At 69.9% G+C, this 16,203-nt stretch carries 16 protein-coding genes; 5 read left to right on the top strand and 11 right to left on the bottom strand.

Annotated elements, in window-relative coordinates:
* The 4 genes from AB0I59_RS02270 to AB0I59_RS02255 form a co-directional block, all read right to left on the bottom strand.
* Entirely contained in the window at positions 1-258 is a 258-nt protein-coding gene (locus tag AB0I59_RS02270) for an HPr family phosphocarrier protein (RefSeq protein WP_061253467.1), read from the bottom strand.
* A gap of 130 nt (positions 259-388) precedes the next feature.
* Positions 389-835: a PTS sugar transporter subunit IIA gene (locus AB0I59_RS02265; RefSeq protein ID WP_061253466.1), complete on the bottom strand. Its 447-nt coding sequence runs from the start codon at positions 833-835 to the stop codon at positions 389-391.
* Between the two features lie 31 nt (positions 836-866).
* On the bottom strand, positions 867-1,103 hold the full coding sequence (locus AB0I59_RS02260; protein ID WP_061253465.1) for a PTS sugar transporter subunit IIB: 237 nt from the start codon (positions 1,101-1,103) through the stop codon (positions 867-869).
* A gap of 34 nt (positions 1,104-1,137) precedes the next feature.
* Complete coding sequence (locus AB0I59_RS02255) at positions 1,138-2,172, bottom strand: SIS domain-containing protein (protein WP_061253464.1); 1,035 nt, start codon at positions 2,170-2,172, stop codon at positions 1,138-1,140.
* 160 nt (positions 2,173-2,332) lie between these two features.
* On the opposite strand from AB0I59_RS02255, the gene AB0I59_RS02250 reads away from it, so the two are divergent.
* From AB0I59_RS02250 to AB0I59_RS02240, 3 genes are all read left to right on the top strand, one after another.
* The gene (locus AB0I59_RS02250; RefSeq protein WP_228645754.1) at positions 2,333-3,073 is read left to right on the top strand and encodes a GntR family transcriptional regulator; all 741 of its coding nucleotides are present in this window, start codon (positions 2,333-2,335) and stop codon (positions 3,071-3,073) included.
* 35 nt (positions 3,074-3,108) lie between these two features.
* The gene (locus AB0I59_RS02245) at positions 3,109-4,479 is read left to right on the top strand and encodes a PTS transporter subunit EIIC (protein WP_061253462.1); all 1,371 of its coding nucleotides are present in this window, start codon (positions 3,109-3,111) and stop codon (positions 4,477-4,479) included.
* 199 nt (positions 4,480-4,678) lie between these two features.
* Positions 4,679-5,152 carry an Rv3235 family protein gene (locus tag AB0I59_RS02240; RefSeq protein WP_358129180.1) on the top strand — a complete coding sequence of 158 codons (474 nt, stop codon included), beginning with the start codon at positions 4,679-4,681 and terminating at the stop codon, positions 5,150-5,152.
* A gap of 111 nt (positions 5,153-5,263) precedes the next feature.
* Here AB0I59_RS02240 and secA read toward each other — a convergent pair whose 3' ends face one another.
* Complete coding sequence (gene secA / locus AB0I59_RS02235) at positions 5,264-8,062, bottom strand: preprotein translocase subunit SecA (protein ID WP_061253460.1); 2,799 nt, start codon at positions 8,060-8,062, stop codon at positions 5,264-5,266.
* Between the two features lie 207 nt (positions 8,063-8,269).
* Between secA and AB0I59_RS02230 the strand changes: the two genes are divergently transcribed.
* On the top strand, positions 8,270-8,545 hold the full coding sequence (locus tag AB0I59_RS02230) for an HGxxPAAW family protein (RefSeq protein ID WP_061253459.1): 276 nt from the start codon (positions 8,270-8,272) through the stop codon (positions 8,543-8,545).
* Between the two features lie 56 nt (positions 8,546-8,601).
* Positions 8,602-9,834, top strand: coding sequence for a winged helix-turn-helix domain-containing protein (locus AB0I59_RS02225; protein ID WP_061253458.1), 1,233 nt, complete (start codon positions 8,602-8,604; stop codon positions 9,832-9,834).
* 6 nt (positions 9,835-9,840) lie between these two features.
* On the opposite strand, the gene AB0I59_RS02220 is transcribed toward AB0I59_RS02225, so the two are convergent.
* The 6 genes from AB0I59_RS02220 to mtrB form a co-directional block, all read right to left on the bottom strand.
* Positions 9,841-10,530, bottom strand: a complete 690-nt coding sequence (locus AB0I59_RS02220) for a response regulator (protein ID WP_061253457.1) — start codon at positions 10,528-10,530, stop codon at positions 9,841-9,843.
* 132 nt (positions 10,531-10,662) lie between these two features.
* Entirely contained in the window at positions 10,663-11,313 is a 651-nt protein-coding gene (gene hpf / locus AB0I59_RS02215) for a ribosome hibernation-promoting factor, HPF/YfiA family (RefSeq protein ID WP_358129175.1), read from the bottom strand.
* 370 nt (positions 11,314-11,683) lie between these two features.
* The gene (locus AB0I59_RS02210; RefSeq protein WP_358129172.1) at positions 11,684-11,860 is read right to left on the bottom strand and encodes a hypothetical protein; all 177 of its coding nucleotides are present in this window, start codon (positions 11,858-11,860) and stop codon (positions 11,684-11,686) included.
* Between the two features lie 36 nt (positions 11,861-11,896).
* Positions 11,897-12,613: a ComF family protein gene (locus tag AB0I59_RS02205; protein ID WP_358129169.1), complete on the bottom strand. Its 717-nt coding sequence runs from the start codon at positions 12,611-12,613 to the stop codon at positions 11,897-11,899.
* Positions 12,614-12,686: 73 nt separating this feature from the next.
* Positions 12,687-14,474: an LpqB family beta-propeller domain-containing protein gene (locus AB0I59_RS02200; RefSeq protein WP_358129166.1), complete on the bottom strand. Its 1,788-nt coding sequence runs from the start codon at positions 14,472-14,474 to the stop codon at positions 12,687-12,689.
* Positions 14,464-16,197, bottom strand: coding sequence for an MtrAB system histidine kinase MtrB (gene mtrB / locus AB0I59_RS02195; protein WP_061253454.1), 1,734 nt, complete (start codon positions 16,195-16,197; stop codon positions 14,464-14,466). The genes AB0I59_RS02200 and mtrB overlap by 11 nt, the downstream gene beginning before the upstream one ends.
* Positions 16,198-16,203: the final 6 nt, after the last annotated feature.

The raw sequence follows: 16,203 nt of genomic DNA, 5'->3' as shown, positions 1-16,203 counted from the left end.
TCAGGGTGCCGACGCGATGGCGGCGAGCCGGTCCAGGAGCTCGTCCGCGCCCTCGGCCTCGGCGCTGATGACGATCGTCTCGCCCTGGCGCACGTCCAGGGCCAGCACCGACAGGATGCTCTTCGCGTTCACCGGCGGGACGCCGAACTTGGCGACGGTGACGTCGAAGGGCGCCTGGGCCGCGGTCTGCACGAACGTCGCGGCGGGACGGGCGTGCAGCCCGACTTCCGACATGACGGTGACCTTGCGCTCGGCCACGGGTCCTCCTCTTCTCTCGGGTTCTCGGGATGTCTTGTTCGGTTCTCTCAGGCGGATTCTGCTCGGCGCGAGCGGTCCGGCACCACCCCGAGCCGGATCGTCGGCACTCAATTACCCGGCGGGCCGGACTTCACGACCACTCGAACAGGTCGTCGCCCGCTCCCACGCCACCACGGACCTGCCCGTTGACGTCGCCGTCCGCCGCGTCCAGGGCCACCACGGGGCAGATCGGCGACCGCCCGCCCTCCTCGACCGCGGCGGGATTCCAGAACACCACCGGCTGGCCGGCGCGGACCCGGTCCCCCTCGGCCGCGAGCAACCGGAAACCCTCCCCTTTGAGCTGCACGGTGTCGATGCCGAGGTGCACGAGCACGCCCCTGCCGTCGTCCCCCTCGACGATGTAGGCGTGCGCGTGCAGCTTGACGATCGTCCCGCTGATCGGGGCGACGGCCTGACCGGGAGCGCGTTCGGGATCGATCGCCGATCCGGGCCCGACCATGGCCTGGGAGAAGACCGGGTCCGGCACGGCCGCCAGACCGACCGCCGTCCCCGCCACCGGGGCGAGAACAGTCGTCACGACGCCCCTTCCTGTCGGATCGGCCCGAGCGTCAGCCGATGATCTCCTCGATGTCGCTGGCGATCGTGTCGGCGTCGGGTCCCACGACGACCTGCACGACGTTGCCCGCCAGCATCACGCCGTGGACACCCGCCGCCCTGAGGGCCGCCTGGTCGACCTTGGAGGCGTCGTACACCTCCGTGCGCAGCCGCGTGATGCACGGCTCGATGTCGATGACGTTGTCCACACCACCGAGCCCAGCGATGATCGCCCGGACATCTGCCGCCATGTCGGTCCTCCTCGATATGCGTGCTGTGCGCAGGCTAATCCGTCTGAGTCACCTTGTTCAGGCCTCGGGGGGCATCGGGGTCGATGCCGAGCCTGCGCGCGAGTGCCTCGGTGAGGAGCTGACCGGGCACGATGAGGCCCATGGGCGCCACCCATTCGGGAAGGTCGGGACCGTTCAGCGCGGCGGTGGACACGGCCGCCAGCGCCGTGCCGCCGCCGACACCGTACGCGGCGGCGCCCGCGCCGGTCACCCGCTCGGCCAGCGCGACCGTGCCGGGCAGCGTCGGGCCCTCACCCGCCGCGACCAGGATGGCCGGGGTGTCCTCGTCCACCACCGCGATCGGCCCGTGCAGCAGGTCGGCGTACGAGAGTCCCATGGCGTGCAGGTAGCAGGCCTCTTTCAGCTTGAGCGCGAGTTCGAGCGCGGTGGAGAAGGCGAGTCCCCGGCCGGAGACGACCACGCCCGGCTTGTCGGCGAGGCCCTCGACGACGGCCGCCAGGTCACCGGGGTCGTCGATCAGCTTCTCCACCGCGTCGGGCACCCGCTGCAGGTCGTCCGCGTTCACGTCGGCGCCGAGCCCCAGCGCGAGCACCGCCAGCGCGGCGAGCTGCGTGGTGTACGTCTTGGTGGCCGGGACGGCCTTCTCCTCACCGGCCAGCGTGCACAGGGCCAGATCGGCGATCTCGGCCAGCGGCGAGGCGGGGCCGCCGTTGGTGATCGCCACGGTCTTGGCGCCGCAGCTCTTCGCCCAGTCGAGGGTCTCGACGATCTCCTCGGTCCGCCCGGACTGCGACAGGCCCACGGCCAGCACGCCGTCCAGGTCGAGCCTGCGGCGGTAGGTGGTGGCGATGGACGGCGCCCCCAGAGCGCACAGGCGGCCGGCGTGCGCCTCGATCAGGTAGCGGCCGTACACCGCGGCGTTGTCGGAGGTGCCCCGAGCGACGAAGAGGAGCTGCCGGGTCTCCCCCGCGAGCCGCCGCACCTCGTCCACCCTGGGAAGCAGGGAGTCAAGCGTGTCACGAAGCGCGGCCGGCTGCTCGGCGATCTCGCTGCGCATCTTGGTCGTCATCTGCTGCCATCCTCAAATCCCGGCTTGGCGAGACCTTGCCGTTATCGATCCGTCTCTGGTCCGTACATTGACACACAATTCCAAGCTGTGGTCTAGTCCGGACTAGACCAGCACGAACCATAACTTAGTTCAGATGATCAGATCGAGAGGGGAGGGATCAGTGGCTCAGATCGATCCGGACAGCCCGGTGCCCAAATACTTCCAGCTCCGGGAGATCCTGCTCGATCTCATCGAGAACAACGAGTTGCCGATCGGCGCGGCGATTCCCTCCGAACGCGAGCTGTGCCAGCGTTTCGGCCTCTCCAGAATGACGGTACGGCAGGCGGTCGACCACCTGGTGTCCGAGGGGCGGCTGCACCGGGTCCCCGGCAAGGGCACGTTCGTCGCCCGCCCGAAGATCGAGCTCGCCCTCCAGCTCACGTCGTTCAGCGACGACATGCGGGCCCGCGGCCTCACGCCCGGCTCCCGCGACCTGGACCGCCGGATCGTCAGGGCCAGCGCCCACCTCGCCCGGGAGCTCGGCATCCAGCCCGGCGACGCGGTGCACTTCATCGAACGGCTGCGCACCGCCGACGGCGAGCCGCTGTCCATCGAGCGCGCCCACATCCCCGTGGCCCTCGCCCCGGACCTCGACTCCTACGACCTGTCCGGGCGCTCGCTGTACGCGCTGCTCGAATCGCGGTACGGCCTCGTGCTCGACGCGGGCGAGCTCACCATCGACGGCGGCATCGCCGACCCCGGTGACGCCGACCTGCTCAAGCTGCCCCGGGGCGGCGCGGTGCTGCTGCTCCAGCGGCGTTCCTTCGCCGGCGGGATGTGCGCGGAGCTCGGCGTCTCCACCTACCGGGCCGACCGTTACCAGCTCAGAACCCTTCTCGAGATCCCCGTCCGACGCCCGTAGCGATCCTCCCGAACCCCAGCCCTGGAGGAACATCGATGAGTTCACGCTCGGCCGAGGCGGGATCGCCCGCTCCGCCGTCCTCGGGATCGGCCGTGATGGGCGTGCTGCAACGTCTGGGCCGCTCTCTGATGCTCCCGATCGTCGCCCTGCCGGCTGCCGCGATCCTGAAGCGGTTCGGCCAGCCCGACATGCTGGGGTCCAACGGGGCGATCCCCGGCGGCCTCGCTGACGTGCCGGGCTTCGAGTGGATGGCCAAGGTCGCCACGGTGCTCCTGAACGCCGGCGACTCGCTCTTCGACGCCCTGCCGCTGCTCTTCGCCGTCGGCGTCGCGGTCGGCTTCGCCCGCCGGTCCGACGGGTCCACCGCCGTGGCGGCGCTGGTCGGCTACCTGGTCTTCGACCGGGTCACCAAGGGCCTGTTCTTCCAGGCGCCGACGGTCGACGCGGTGCACCAGCGAGTGGCCCAGACGGTGGTCGGCGCGGACGGCGTGGCCCGGGACACGATCAACTGGTCCGCGAACAACCCGACCGGCGTGCTCGGCGGCATCGTCATCGGCGTCGTCGCGGCCCTGCTGTGGCAGCGGTACTACCGGATCAAGCTGCCGGCCTGGCTGGCGTTCTTCGGCGGGCGCCGCTTCGTCCCGATCGCGACGGCACTCGCCGGGGTCGTGCTCGGCGTCGTCTTCGGCCTCATCTGGCCGCCGGTCGGCGAGTGGATCAACAGCTTCGGCAAGGTGCTCGCCGACAACAGCGTCGTCGGCGCGGGCGTGTACGGCGTGGCCAACCGTCTGCTCATCCCGCTCGGCCTGCACCACATCATCAACTCGATCGTGTGGTTCCAGGTGCCCGGCTGCACCAACGCGGCCGGGGCGCAGTTCTCCGGCGACCTGACCTGCTACCTGCAGGGCGCCGACGGGTTCGGTTCGTTCATGACGGGCTTCTTCCCGGTCATGATGTTCGGCCTGCCCGCCGCGGCGGTGGCCATCTGGCGCGCGGCCCCCGCCCACCGGCGTCCGGCCGTCGGCGGCATCATGATCTCCGCCGCTCTCGTCTCCTTCGTCACCGGCATCACCGAGCCGATCGAGTTCGCGTTCATCTTCGTCGCCCCGCTGCTGTTCGTGGTGCACGCCCTGCTCACCGGCGTCTCGATGGCGCTGGTCGCCTGGCTCGGCGGGCGGCTCGGCTTCGGGTTCTCCGCCGGAGCCACCGACGCGCTGCTCAACATCGGCAAGGACAACACCCACCAATTCTGGCTGGTCATGGGCATCGGCGTCATCTACGCCGTGATCTACTACGTGATCTTCAGCTTCCTGATCAAGAAGCTGAACTTCATGACTCCCGGCCGCGAACCCGAACTCGACGTCGACTCCGGGGAGAGCGCGGAACCGGTCCGCACACGCACCTGATCGGGGCGGCCCGAAACCTCGTCCCGCATGCGCCGAAACCCCTCGCGTGCCGCTCCAACCGGGCGCCGTACGCCGTGGACCTTCCGCGCATAGCCCCACAACGCGTCCGGTCGTACCGGAAAGTTGGCGGTCCTCGTATCAACGGGCCGGGCCGGAATCTCTAGTAGTCGTCACGTTCACCGACGACCGGGGAGTCCCGATGCCCACACCCACGCCGGAGCCGTTCCGCCTGCCACGCCTCCTGCCCGTTCCCGCCGCCGACCCCGCCCACGGCGACGAGCGCCCGGCGAGCGGGACCCCCCGCACGTACGGCGCGCTCGCCCTGGCGCGGGGCGGCGGGCCGCTCGTCATCGGGCCGCCCGGCGCGGTGCCCGACGAGCGGCGGCTGCGCGGGCTCGGCCAGGCCATGGCCGAGATCCTCTGCGGGCGCCGCCCGCCCGCGACCGTGCAGGACAGGCTCAGCGAGCGCGCGTACGGCGAGCTGATCCGCGCCGGAAGGATGATCGACGCTCCGCGGCCGCCGATGGTCGGCGCTCCGCACATCCAGCAGCCGGGCGACGGGATGCTGGAGATGTGCCTGCTCGTCCACTGCGGGGCGCGCAGCCACGCCCTCGCCCTGCGCCTCGAACGCCGCGGCGTCCAGTGGCTCGTGACCGACTTCGAGACCGCGTGACGCGGGACCGCGGGAAGACTCCGGCTCGGCGGGGCAGCTCGCCGGGACAGCTCGATGAGAAAAGGGGAAGCCCCCGCCGATCTTCCGGCAGGGGCCTCTCCTCAGACCAGGTCAGGCCTCGACGCTCTTGGGGTCGCCGTGGCACCGCTTGAACTTCTTGCCCGAACCACAGGGGCACGGGGCATTCCGCTCGACGTTGCCGTACGCGGCGCGCTGCTCAGGGGTGGAGCGCACCCTGCTGACCTCGACGTCGCCGGTCTCGCCCGGCGCCGTGTAGACCATCTCGCTCGGCCGGGCCGGCTGGCGCAGCGCCCTGGCGATGATGGACCCCGCCTCCGCGACGGCGCTCTCCTCCTCGTTCTCCTCGACGATCGGGTTCGCCTGAACCTCGACCTCCAGGTTGAACAGGTAGCCGACCGACTCCTCCTTGATGCCGTCCAGCATCGCGGAGAACATCTCGAAGCCCTCCCGCTGGTATTCCACCAGGGGGTCCTTCTGCGCGTAGGCGCGCATGCCGATGCCCTCCTGGAGATAGTCCATCTCGTAGAGGTGCTCACGCCACTTGCGGTCGATCACCGACAGGATCACCCGGCGCTCCAGCTCGCGCGTCGCCTCGGCGCCGAGCTCCTCCTCGCGCCGCTGGTACGCCTCGATCGCGTCGGCCTTGATCTTCTCGGCGATGAGGTCGGCGGTCAGGTCCTCGCGGTCGCCGCCGGCCTCCTGGACGAGCTGCTCGACGGTCAGCGAGACGGGGTAGAGCTGCCCGAACGCCTTCCACAGCTTGTCGAGGTCCCACTCCTCGGCGAACCCCTCGGCGGTGGCGGCCCTGACGTAGTCGTCGATGACGTCGGTGACGAAACCGCGAACCTGCTCGTGCAGGTCGGCGCCCTCCAGCACCCGGTGGCGCTCACCGTAGATGACCTTGCGCTGCCGGTTCATGACTTCGTCGTACTTGAGGACGTTCTTGCGGATCTCGAAGTTCTGCTGCTCGACCTGGTGCTGAGCGGACGCGATCGCCTTCGAGACGATGCCGGACTCGATCGGCACGTCGTCGGGGATGTTCAGCCGCGTCATGATCATCTCGACCCGGGCGGAGTTGAACAGCCGCATCAGGTCGTCCTCCAGCGACAGGTAGAACCGGGACTCGCCCGGGTCGCCCTGGCGGCCGGAACGACCGCGGAGCTGGTTGTCGATGCGCCGGGACTCGTGCCGCTCGGTGCCGAGGACGTACAGGCCGCCGAGGTCGATGACCTCCTCGTGCTCGGCCTTGACGGCCTCCTTGGCCTTCTCCAGCGCCTCGCCCCACGCCTTGTCGTACTCCTCGGGGGTCTCCGCCGGCGACAGGCCGCGCTGCTCCAGTTCGAGGGCGGCACGGAACTCGGGGTTGCCTCCGAGCATGATGTCGGTGCCGCGGCCGGCCATGTTGGTGGCGACCGTGACGGCGCCCTTCCGGCCCGCCTCCGCGACGATCACGGCCTCACGCGCGTGGTTCTTGGCGTTGAGCACCTCGTGCGGCACGCCCTGGCGCTTGAGCATCCGCGACAGCTTCTCGGACTTCTCGACGCTGGTCGTGCCGACCAGGACCGGCTGGCCCCGGTCGTAGCGCTCCTTGATGTCCTCGACGCAGGCCTGGAATTTGGCGTCCTCGGTCTTGTAGACCACGTCCGCCTGGTCCTTGCGGACCATCGGGCGGTTGGTCGGAATGGGGACGACGCCCAGCTTGTAGGTCTGGTGGAACTCGTTGGCCTCGGTCGCGGCGGTACCGGTCATGCCGCCGAGCTTGGAATAGAGGCGGAAGTAGTTCTGCAGGGTGATGGTCGCGAGCGTCTGGTTCTCGTCCTTGACCTTCACCCCTTCCTTGGCCTCGATGGCCTGGTGCATGCCCTCGTTGTAGCGGCGGCCGTGCAGCACGCGCCCGGTGAACTCGTCGACGATCAGGACCTCGCCGTCGACGACGATGTAGTCCTTGTCCTTCTTGAACAGTTCCTTGGCCTTGAGCGCGTTGTTGAGGAACTGCACGAGGTGGGTGTGCTCGGGCTTGTAGAGGTTGTCGATGCCGAGCCAGTCCTCGACGCGCTCGACACCGGCCTCCAGGATGCCGACGGTGCGCTTCTTCTCGTCGACGACGTAGTCGCCGGTGCTGTCCTCGCCGTCCTTGCCCTCGGTGCCTCGCCGGAGCCTGGGGACGATCTTGGCGAACTCGGCGTACCACTTGCCGGACTGCTCACCGGGACCGGAGATGATCAGGGGGGTCCGGGCCTCGTCGATGAGGATCGAGTCGACCTCGTCGACGATCGCGAAGTTGTGACCGCGCTGTACGCACTCCTCCATGGACCAGGCCATGTTGTCGCGCAGGTAGTCGAAGCCGAACTCGTTGTTCGTGCCGTACGTGATGTCGGCGTTGTACTGCCTGCGGCGCTCGTCCGGCGGCATGTTGGCGAGGATGACGCCGACCTCGAGGCCGAGGAAGCGGTGCACCCGGCCCATGGTCTCGGCGTCGCGCTTGGCGAGGTAGTCGTTGACCGTGACGACGTGAACGCCCTTGCCGGAGATCGCGTTCAGGTAGGCGGGGAGGGTACAGGTGAGCGTCTTGCCCTCACCGGTGCGCATCTCGGAGATGTTGCCCATGTGGAGGTTGGCGCCGCCCATGAGCTGCACGTCGAAGTGGCGCTGGCCCAGGACCCGGCGCGCGGCCTCGCGAACGGTGGCGAACGCCTCGGGCAGCAGGTCCTCCAGGGACTCGCCGTCGGTGTGGCGCTGCTTGTACTCGTCGGTCAGAGCGCGCAGCTCGGCGTCGGACAGGCTCTTGAAGTCTTCTTCAATGGAGTTGACCTGCTCGGCGATCCGCTTGAGCTTACGCAGAGTCTTACCTTCGCCGGCGCGAAGGATCTTGTCGAGAATGGCTGCCACTTTTAGTAAAGCTCCTCGCAGGTCTACCCCGGCGGATCCACCGGAGTGTGAGGACAAGACATACTTCCCCGCTGCCATCGTAGGCCGTTCCACCACCGGACACAGCCACCGGAGAGAGGACGGAGCGGCGCGCCATTACAACGGTCGAAGCCTCTCAGTCGTTCCCCGGCTCGCGTACCGACAAGGCCATCGGGTAGAAAACGGTGTATGGCAGAAAGCGCACATCAGGGCAGTCATGGCGGAAGCCCCAAGTCATGGTTCGCCGTCATCATCATTCTCGCCGGTTTCACCGTCGGCGGTGTCGGCCTCACCATCGGACCCAACTGGCTCATTTTCTGGATCGGCGCCGCCATCTGCGCGGTCGGGGGTGTGGTCGCCCTCCTCGTCGACATCTTCTCCGACGTGATCATCGACGCTCCCCGGGTGATGCCGGAAGGGGAGCACCAGTCCCCGTTCGAGCACCACGAGCTCACCCACCACTGATCTCCCTGCAACCGTCGTAAGCGTTTTGTCAGTCACAGCGTCTACCATCGGCGCCTGTGACGGACCTGACTGCAGACGAGGCCCGCAGGATCATCCTCCGGGCCCAGGGTTTCCTCGGCGCCGGCTCCCGGAGTGGCGGAGTGCGCGGCATGCTCCGGCGCGTGGGCGCGGTACAACTCGACACCATCTCGGTGCTCGCACGTTCTCATGAACTGGTCGCGTACGCCCGGCTCGGCCCCATCGGCCGGGCGTCCGCCGAACGGGCGTACTGGCACGATCCGGCCCAGGCCTTCGAATACTGGTGCCACGCCGCCTGCATCCTTCCCCTCGAACACTGGCCGTTGTACGGCTTCCGCCGCCGGGCCTACCGTGACCGGCGCTACCGCTGGCACGAGGTCCCGCCCACGGTGGACAAGATCCTCGATCAGGTCCGCCAGGACGGGCCGATCACCACCACCGACATCGGCGGCGCCAAGAACGGCGGTCCCTGGTGGGACTGGTCCGACGCCAAGATCTCCATCGAGTACCTCCTCGACATCGGCGAGGTCGTCTGCACCCGCCGGGTCGGCTGGCGGCGCGTCTACGACCTGGCCGAGCGGGCCGTCCCCGGTGACCTCCTCTCGGGAGACCTCCCCGACGCCGACGGCGTGACCGCGCTCACCTCCATCGCCGGCCGGTCCCTCGGCGTGGCCACGCGGGCCGATCTCGTCGACTTCACCCGAGTGAAGGGCAGGTACGCCGACCTCCTCGACGAGGCCCTGCGCAGCGGAGCCGCGGGCCTGGTGCCCGTCCACGTGTCCGGGTGGCCCGCTCCGAGGGCCAGGCGAGGCCCCGCGGGCGACGGGACGGCCAACGCGTGGGCGGACCCGGCGGCGTTGGAGAGCGAGCCGCGCGGGCGGCACCGCACCACACTCCTGTCCCCCTTCGACTCCCTCATCTGGGAGCGCGCGCGGGCCGAGCGCGTCTTCGGGCTGAGCCACCGCCTGGAGGCGTACGTCCCCAAGCACAAGCGCGTACACGGCTATTTCGCGATGCCGGTGCTGGCAGGCGGGCGGCTCATCGGCCGCGTGGACCCGGCCCGTGAGGGCTCGACCCTGGTCGCCCGCCAGGTGGGGTTCGAGCCGGGCGGCAGCCGGGCCGGTGCCGTCGAGGCGATGCGAACCGCGCTGTGGGAGGCCGCGAGCTGGGTGGGCTGCACGAGCGTTCGCGTGGAGCGCGTCACGTCGCCGGAGCACGAGGCCCCGCTGCGCGCCGCGCTGGCGGCGGAGCCGCCGGACGGTTCCGCCTAGCGGCCGTCAGGTGATCTCGAGCAGGCGCTCCCGGACGGCGTACACCACGGCCTCCATCCGGGAGTGCAACTGCAGCTTCTCCAGGATGTTGCGCACGTGGTTCTTCACGGTGTTCTCGGAGATGAACAGGTCCTTGGCGATCTCGCGGTTGTTCATGCCCTTGGCGACGAGCCGGAGCACCTCCATCTCGCGCTCCGTCAGCCGGGGGACCGGGAGCTGCGGCGGCCGCTCGGCCTCCTTGCGGCTCATGTGCTGGAACTCGCTGATCAGCTTGGCGGCCATCGCCGGGTTGATGAGCGACTGGCCCTCGTGCACGCCGCGCACGGCGTCGGGCACCTCGTCGATCTGGACGTCCTTGAGCAGGTAACCGGTGGCACCCGCCTTGATGGCCTCGAAGAGGTCCTCCTCCTCGTCGCTGACCGTCAGCATGATGATCCGCGTGCTCGGCACCGACTCCTTGATGCTCCGCGTCGCGCCGATGCCGTCCTGTCTGGGCATCCGTACGTCCATGAGCACCACGTCGGGCAGCAACCGGTCGGCGAGCTCCACCGCCTCCTGACCGTCGCTCGCCTCACCGACCACCTCGATGTCGGCCTCGGCCGCCAGGGCGAGCTCCAGGCTGCGGCGGATCAGCGCGTGATCGTCCACGATGAGGACGCGGATCGGTTCGCCACCGCGCTCGCTCCGCTCGCTCACTTCTCCTCCTTGCGGGGGTCAAGGTAGCCGGATCGCCATCATTACACGGGTTCCGGCGTGGGAGAGGATCTTCGTCGACGGGGGACGGCCTGGCCCGTGGATTCCGCCGGACGCGGAATCCACGGGGGGCTCTTATCGCTCGACGAGCCTGAGCACGCCATAGTTGTAGCCGCGCCGACGGTAGACGACGCTCGGCTGGCCGCTCTCCTTGTCACGGAAGAGATAGAAGTCGTGCCCGACGAGTTCCATCTCCAGCAGAGCCTGGTCGATGGTGATGGGGTCGGCCTCGTGGAACTTCTCCCTCACGACGACCGGCCCCTCGCCGTCCATCTCGATCGGGACGATCGGCTCCTCATAGGCGGTCTGCTGCGGGACCTCGCTCCGGGACTCGGTCCGGGGCGGCGTTTCGACGACCTGAGGGGCCACGTCGCCCAGTCCGGCGGTGAGCACGCCCACCGACGGCGGGCAGTTCTTTCCGTGGTGGATCTTGCGCCGGTCGGCGAGCCGCCGCAGGCGCGCTTCCAGCTTTCCCAGCGCGATGTCCAGCGCCGAGAACCGATCGTCCGCAGCGGCCTCGGCCCGGATCGCCGGACCTCGGGAGCGGATCGTCAGCTCGACGCGTTCCCGCTGGTCGCTCATCCGCGGATTCCGCTCCTTGGACACCTCCACGTCCGCCCGGATGAGCCGGTTGTCCAGTCGCTCGATTCTGGCCAGCTTGGTGGTCACATGCTCGCGGAATCGGTCACTCACACCGGTGTGCCGTCCCTTGACGATGATGTCCACGCAATAGCCCCCCTTCGCATCTCGACTGTGATGGAGAGCGCGAAGCGCTCGAGGCACCCGTCCGGCCGACCTGGTCTTCGTCCCCACATCCGCCTGCTGAGGGTCTCGCAGCTCTTTGCCACTACTGCCCTTCTCCTCTTGCGGGGGACATCTGGACCCCCGGGAAGGCAGGACTTACCTCTAAGCCGCACCGTGATCGGACGACCAAGAGTCGCCTTACGTGGACCGTTTCGCCTGCGGCTGGCATCGGCTAGCCGAACCGGCCCCCACCTGGGGGTCGATCCGGTGCAACCACGGACCCGAACGGGTGCCATGTCCTGAACGCTAGTCCCTGCCGGGCCGAATGTCAGCCGCGCGACCCGCCGGATGATCACATCTCGTCATCCCCGAGCGGATCCGCGCCCTCCGCGACCGAGTCGGCGTGGTCGGTTCCCCCTGCCGCACAGGGGTACCAGTGCCCCCTGAGCAGGGCATCCTGTCCATCGAGGAACAAAGATGTGGCATCGGACACGCCTCCACGATCGATCTCTTCTTTACCGTCGGTCATGAACGTGATCTCCGTCTCTCCGGGCGTGTCGCCGTCTCAATCCGGTCCTCTGTTCGGCCCTGTCCCGGTGGTGTTCCTCCGCGCCGTGTCTCCGCGGCGTCGCCCCGTGGCGGCGACCGTGAGGGCCAGCGGGACGTCCGCGCCGGTCTCACGTACGGCACGGGCCGCCTCGGCCAATGTCACTCCGGTGGTGACGATGTCGTCGACCAGCAGAACGACGGCCTCCCGGCCTCCAGAGGCCCGTGTGGCGCCCCTCCGGGCGCGGATGACCTCGAGTGCGCCATGGAGGTTGGCGGCCCGCTGCGTCGAGCTCAGGCCCGCCTGGTCGGCCACCCGCCGGGCCTGCCGCAGCAGCGCCACCGCCCCGGCCGCGATCACGCCGACCGGATCGTGCCCGCGCCTCCGGTACGCGGCACGGGCGCTGGGCACGGGCACCACCGTGACGGGACCGGACACTGCTCCCACAGCGGATCCGGCGAGGGCCGCTTCCGCGACCTCGGCCAGGACGGCGGACAGCACCGGGGCCAGGGCCGTACGGCCGCGCTCCTTGTAGGCGAGCAGCAGACGGCGGGCGGCGCCGTCGTAGCGGGTCGCCGACCAGCACTCGGGCAGGCCGGGAGGTGAGGGATCGGGCGGCCGGGAGGCGGGAGCGCGGAGGATCTCCTCCATGCACAGCGGGCAGACCAGGGCATCCGGCTCGCCGCACCCGGCGCATCGGGGCGGCAGGACGAGATCGAGCAGGGCCGCGAGCATCCGCCCACCCTGCCAGGGGGCACCGACAGTCCAGCGGCTCACCGACGGGCGCGCGGGAGGACCGGAAGGCCGGTCAGCCGAGCGGGTAGACGGGGGAGCCGGCCCCGTCCTTCACCTCGGTCGCCCACTCGCTCTTCTTGCCGTCCCAGGAGAGGACCTCGCCGCCGTCCCCGCCGTCGTCACTGCCGGCGAGCAGGGAGTCCCCCGCCGCGCTGATGCTCGAGACGTGCGCCGCCGACTTGGGCTCCTCCGACCTTCCGTCGGTCACGGAGTAGGTGGTGCAGACGCGGCCGCCCTTCTTGCTCTGGGACAGGACCACCACGTGCTGCCCGTCCTTCCAGGCGACATCGAGGATGCTCTGGCCCTCCTTGGCCTCGACCAGCGTCCTCAGCTCGCCGATCCGGAGGTTGCCCTCGTCCCTGAGGACCGGGCCGGCCTTCAACTCCGGCCCGTGACCGCTGTCGACGATCATCGCCACGCGGGCGCCGTCACGGGCGACCCGCAGGGCCTCCACATTGGCGGAGGCGATCTCCGCCGGGATCATGACCCGTTGCGGCGCCGGGCCGTACGCGGCCCAGACCCGCAGCTCACCGGCGACGTTCTCGGCGGTCCACACGGCGCCGTACCTGTCCCAGGAGGGCGGGGTCAGCGTGCTGCCCTTCACCCCGGCGATCCACTTGTCCCACCGGCTCTCCTCGGTGGTCATATCGGCCACGTACACGGCTCCGTCGTCGCCGAGCGCGGCCACCTTGGCCCGCCGCTCGGTACCGGAGATCGCCGGCGAGGTGAACTCCATGGTCTTCTGGCCCGGGGCGCCCTCGACCACCGGATCGCCCGCGTCGTGGTCGACCCGGCGCAGCACTCCGCCCTTCATGAAATAGGCGGGCTGATCGCCGGTGAGGACGGCGGGGTTGAACTCGGGATAGTTCTGGAACTTGATGCCCCGGGCGTCCGTCGGGAGCGGCTCCCCGTTCACCTGGATCTGGATGCTCTGCCCCGGGATGACCTGGTTGAGGGTCCAGGCGAGTTGCGCCGAGACCGCCCTGATCTGGTCCAGCCGCTCCCCGATCATGGCCATGGACGAGGTGAAGTCGAGGATCACGCTGTCGCCGTCGGGTACGACGCGGATCAGCGCCGTCTCCGGGGGCAGCACCTTCCCGACCGCGCCGCGCAACGAGCGCCCCGGCCCGCGGAGCAGCCACCTGACGAGCGTCTCCACCTGGCTCTCGCTCGGGTCGATGGGGATCGCGACATGGTCGGCGATCAGCCACTTGTGGCTGATGTCGGGGTAGTACAGGTCGAACGCGCCGTAGGCGCGCTTGACGTCGGCGGACGAGAGCAGCAGTCCCGGCGGCGCGGAGGAGATGCGCCACTCACCGTCGACCTTCGTGAGCCCGAACGCGAGATCGCGTTCGATGCTGGAGAGCGTGAGGTCCTGGTAGCGGCCCTCGCCGTCGATCGTCGCGGCGACCGTGCCGTGGAACGTCATGGTCACACCGCTCGCGTCCCCCTGCTCCTTCGGCCCGGCCGAGTCGAACACGGTGACCCCGCCCTTGGGGTTCCATTCGGTGAGCGCGTCGCCGGTGAGGTACTGCCTGGCGACCTTCCAGTCGGAGTCGTCCACGCTCGCCATCGCGGCGCGGAAGCCGGCGACGATGTCCCGCGGCTGCGCGCCGTTCTTCGGCGGGGACGCGATGATGCGCACGTACGGCGCGTTCAGCGGGTCGCTGTTGCTCTCCTCCCTAGCCGGGATGGGGCTGCCACCGGTCGGGATGATCGCGCACCCGGCTCCGCCGCCCGTCATCGCGAGCGCGGTCACCGCGACCACGGCGTACCGGAACGGGCCGGACCTAGTCCACATCGAAGACCACCGCGTCCCCCATCCCCGCCGGCAGCGCGGGGATGTGCCCGCGCCAGCTACGCCGCATCTCGACCTCGGGCGGGACGAGCGGGAGCGGCGACCCCTTGAGCTCGGCCCCCGCCTGCCGCGGCAGGGAGAGCCGGAACTGGGTGCCTTCCCCGGGCGCCCCCCACGCCTGGAGCCAGCCCCCATGAAGGAGCGCGTCCTCCCGGGAGATGGCCAGGCCGAGCCCCGTTCCCCCGATGGTCCGCGCCCGTGACGGGTCGGCCCGCCAGAACCGGTCGAAGACCAGGTTCTCCTCGCCCGATTTCAGCCCCACGCCGTGATCGCGTACGGCGACGGCCACGGCGTCCCTGTCGCCCCCCAGCGTGACGACGATGTCCTTGCCCTCGCCGTGCTCGATGGCGTTGAACAGCAGGTTGCGCAGGATGCGCTCCACCCGGCGGCTGTCCACCTCGGCCATGCAGGGCTCGCTCGGGATCCGCAGCTCGAAGCGGGTGGCGTGCCGCTCCGCCAGGGCCTCGGAATCGCCGATGGCGCTCAGCACCACGTCGCGCATGTCGACCGGATCCAGGTCGAGTGTGGCGGCTCCGGCGTCGTATCTGCTGATCTCCAGCAGGTCGGCGAGCATCGACTCGAAGCGTTCGAGCTGGTTCTGCATGAGCTCGGCCGACCGCGCGGCGGCCGGTTCGAAGTCCTCGCGGCTCTCGTAGAGCAGGTCGGCGGCCATCCTGACCGTGGTCAGCGGGGTGCGCAGCTCGTGCGACACGTCGGACACGAACTGCCGCTGGACCTGGGACAGCTCCTCCAACTGGTGGATCTTGAGGGCGAGGTTGGACGCCATCTCGTTGAAGGAGGTGGCCAGCCGGGCGAGGTCGTCCTCCCCGCGCGCCTTGAGCCGTTCCTCCAGCCGGCCGGCCGCCAGCCGTTCCGCCGCCTGCCGCGCCAGTCGTACGGGCGTGACGACCTGGCGGGTCACCAGGGAGGCGATGGCGGCGAGCAGCAGCACGAGGACGGCGCCGACCACGATGAGCAACTGGCGGATGGACGACAGGGTCCGCTCCTCCTCGCCGAGCGGGAAGAGGTGGTAGATCTCGTAGACGGTGCCGTTGTACGAGACGACCTTGGCCCCCACCACCATGCCGACCTCCGGCGCCTTGCCGAGGAAGTGCAGGGGGACGCCGATCTGGGCGTAGGGCGGGTCCAGCGGGCCGAGCTTGCGGACCTTGTCGCGCATCCTCTCGGGGACACTTCGCCAGTCGATGTCGCCGGTGGCACGTTCCTCGCCCACCGCCCCGTCGTTGCGTATGACGACGCTGTAGCGGGATCCGGCCCGGTCGGCCAGGCTCTTGGCCACCACGTCCACCGGGTTGTCCGACGAGGTCGTGGTGCCGTCACCGGACGCCTGCGGCTTCGCGGAGTCGCCGCCGAGCGGGGCGTTCTCCAGGTAGCCCGCGATGGTCGTGACGTTCGCCGCGGCCTCGGCCACGGCGACGTTCCTGCGGCCGTCCACCATCGACTTGACGATCGACTGCATCAGGAAGACGCCGAGGACCACCACGACGGTCATCGAGATGACCAGCGTGCTGGTCACCACCCGGAGCTGGAGGGACCGCCGCCAGACCCCGCGGGCCCGGCGCGCGGCGCGCCGGGCCCGCCGGCGGACGCCGCGCGCGATCTGGCGCGGGCTCCTCCGGCCGGGCTTCTTCGCGGGGGCGGGCATCGCGGG

It is taken from the genome of Microtetraspora glauca, assembly GCF_040656155.1.
Lineage (GTDB): Bacteria > Actinomycetota > Actinomycetes > Streptosporangiales > Streptosporangiaceae > Microtetraspora > Microtetraspora glauca.
Note: the sequence above shows the minus strand (reverse complement) of the source record. Positions and strands in the feature narration are given on the sequence as shown.